We start from the raw sequence: 3,007 nt of genomic DNA, 5'->3' as shown, positions 1-3,007 counted from the left end.
CGGCCGCCGGCTCGACGTCCTGCGCGGCACGGTCGAGATGACCCACGGCTCGGGCGGGCGCGCCACCGCGCAACTCATCGGCGAGCTCTTCGCGCGGCACTTCACAAACGAATGGCTCGACCAGAGCCACGACGGCGCGGTGATGCCGCCGATCCTGCGTCCCGTCGCCGTTTCCTGCGACGCGCACGTCGTCAAGCCTCTCTTCTTCCCGGGAGGCGACATCGGACGGCTCTGCGTCACGGGAACCGTGAACGACGTCGCGATGTGCGGCGCCAAGCCCCTCTACCTCTCGGCCGCCTTCATCCTGGAGGAAGGCTTCCCGCTGGCGGACCTTGAGCGCATCGTGAAGTCGATGGCCGACACCGCCCGCGAGGCCGGTGTCGCGATCGTCACGGGCGACACCAAGGTCGTTGAAAAGGGCCACGGCGACGGCGTCTACATCACGACCACCGGCATCGGCGAGCGGATCGCCGACCACCTCATCGCGGGCTCGGCCGCCCGGCCCGGCGACAAGGTTCTCGTCTCGGGCTCGATCGGCGACCACGGCATGACCGTGATGAGCCTGCGCGAGGACATGAGCTTCATCACGAGCCTGCAGTCCGACTGCGCGCCGCTCGGGGAAATGGTCGAGCGCGTGCTCGCCGCCGCCCCGAACGCACACGTGCTGCGCGACCCGACCCGCGGGGGCTTGGGCACGACCCTGAACGAAATCGCCGCGGAGTCCCGCGTCGGAATCACGCTCCAGGAAAAGGCGATTCCGGTGAAGGACGAGGTTCGCTCGGCCTGCGAGTTCCTGGGGCTCGATCCTCTCTACTCGGCCTGCGAGGGTCGCCTAATCGCGATCGTCCCGGCCGACGAAGCCGACGCGGCCCTGGCCGCCATGAAGCAGGACCCGCACGGCGCCGAAGCTTCGATCGTGGGCGAAGTGCACGCCGACGCGCCGGGGTTCGTGGACATGGTGACGCTCATGGGAGGCCGGCGCATGGTGGACTGGCTCACGGGCGAGCAGCTCCCGCGCATCTGCTGAGGGATCGCGCCTCCCCAAGCGCCCGAAAAAAGGGGCGGCCCGCCGGAGACGATCCCCGTGCGGGCCGCTTTGCGTTTGAGTCCCTCCGGGCCTTCGGCTTCGCGCTTCACGGTTGTTCTTTCGCCCGAGGTCCGGCAGACGGCCGTACAAACGGCGGCCGGTGAACCGCGCTGGACGGCCCGGAGGCCTCATTGACGCCTCCGGGAAGCGCCTCGTCCGTCCTCCTGATGCGGCGGTGCGCAAACCCCCCGTAGAATCCCGCACATCAGCAATGCAATCCCGCGGGGATCTTCATGACACTTCTCACCTGGCTCATTCTCGTCTACCTCGCCGTGCTGCTCTGGTTCGGCATCCGCGGGGGCTCCCAGGACCGCGAGATCAAGAACCTTCTCACGGCCGGGGGCGCGACCGGGGCGCTCCTCTGCGCGCTCTCGCTCGCAAGCACCATCATCGGCGGGTCGGCGACGCTCGGCATGGGCGCGCTCACGCAGAGAATCGGCCCGGCGGCCTTCTGGTGGCTCGGCGTCGGCGTGATCGGCCTCTTCCTCCACGGCCTTCTCGTCGCCCCGACGATCCGCGCCTCGGGCGCGGTGACGCTCCCTGACGTCATCCGCAAGCTCGTCGGCGTCGCCGCCGAAAAATGGGCCGCGCTCATCATCGCCGTCTCCTGGGTGGCGGTGACGGCCGCGCAGTTCACGGCGCTCCACGCGCTCCTCGGCTCCGTCACGGGCGGGCGCGCCGCGGAGATCCTCTACATTCTTCTCGCCGCGGCGATCGTGCTCCACACGGCCCTGGGCGGCCAGCGGGGCGTCATCCGCACGGACGCGATGCAGGCGGTGCTGCTCATCGGAGGCTTCTCCGCGGCCGCCCTCTGGTGCGTCTGGGAGCGCCCTGCGGAAGTTGCGGCCCTTCCCGCCGTCCCCTTCACGGAGAAGTTCGGGCTCCTCGACTGGACGAAGATGCTCCTTCTCGTCGGCATCACCTACGTGATCGGGCCGGACATGTTCTCGCGCACCTTCGCCGCGCGCGACGGCATGACGGCGCGGCGCGCCGCCTGGATCGCCGCCCCGCTGATCGCCTTCTTCGGCGTCGTCGTGACGATGCTCGCGCTCCTCAACCTTGACGCGAAGCAGCCGATTTCGGACTGGCTTTCGGCTTCTTCGCCGCTCCCCGAAGTCCTCGCGGCGATGCTCGCCCTCGGGCTCGTGAGCGCCCTTTCGGGGTCTGCGGACACGGTGCTGCTCTCCGCCGCCGGGATCGTCGAGAAGGACGTGCTCGGCCGCGACCGCGTGCGCGCCGTGCGGCTCTGGACGGCGCTCTTCGGCACGCTGGCGGCGAGCTGCGCGTGGATCTCGGGCGACATCATCGGACTGCTGCTCACGGCCTATTCGCTCTTCGTGCCCGGCGTGGCCGCACCGCTTCTGGTCCTCGTCGTCGGCCGCTGCCGTCACGCGGATCCCAAGATCTGGCTTGCCGGCGCCGTGCTCGGCGGGTTGGGCGGCCTCGTCGGCAACCTTGCCGGCGAGAGCCTCTGGACCTTCGCCGGCATGGGAGTCTCCACTGCCGCCGCGCTCTGGGCCGTACGGGTGAGCAACGCCGGGAAGTCCGCAGAAGCGCCGCGTGCGCAAACCTGCGCGCGCATGTGACCCCGCCTCTCCTCAGGCGGCGGAACCTCTCTGCAGCGGCGGCGCCGCCTGAATCAGGCAGCGCTTGCCGCAGAATGCGATTCCGTAGCAGCGCATCTCCCGCAGGCCGCCGAAACCGGCTTCGCAGCCGCGCGACGCAATCTGCCCGAGCGCCTCTCCACCTTGAAAGTCGTCGAATACACACCTCACTCAATCTCTCCGAGGCTGAATTCTTGAATTTGCCCTGATTCCTCAGGGCTTTTTTGAGGCTTCGCGCATACATGTGGATAGGCGTCGCCTCGATGTGGGGCTGAACCCCCTGATGCAGAAGGAATTTGCGCATCCTATGCCCTGC

The 3,007-nt window shown here is 68.9% G+C and carries 2 protein-coding genes; both read left to right on the top strand.

Going from position 1 to position 3,007, the window contains the following annotated elements; all coding sequences use genetic code 11:
- Window positions 1–1,027, top strand: a 1,027-nt coding sequence (gene hypE / locus ACT6Y9_RS10000; RefSeq protein WP_443744421.1) for a hydrogenase expression/formation protein HypE, incomplete at its 5' end; no start/stop codon positions are given.
- Window positions 1,028–1,320: 293 nt separating this feature from the next.
- On the top strand, window positions 1,321–2,673 hold the full coding sequence (locus ACT6Y9_RS09995; protein WP_443744420.1) for a sodium:solute symporter family protein: 1,353 nt from the start codon (window positions 1,321–1,323) through the stop codon (window positions 2,671–2,673).
- Window positions 2,674–3,007: the final 334 nt, after the last annotated feature.

It is taken from the genome of Sutterella sp., from assembly GCF_052272535.1.
Classification (GTDB): Bacteria; Pseudomonadota; Gammaproteobacteria; order Burkholderiales; family Burkholderiaceae_F; genus Sutterella.
This window is presented reverse-complemented; position numbering and strand designations above follow the sequence as displayed.

Excerpts from the sequence above, each read along its gene's own strand:
- ACT6Y9_RS09995 (WP_443744420.1), top strand. The coding sequence starts at position 1,321 with ATGACACTTCTCACCTGGCTCATTCTCGTCTACCTCGCCGTGCTGCTC.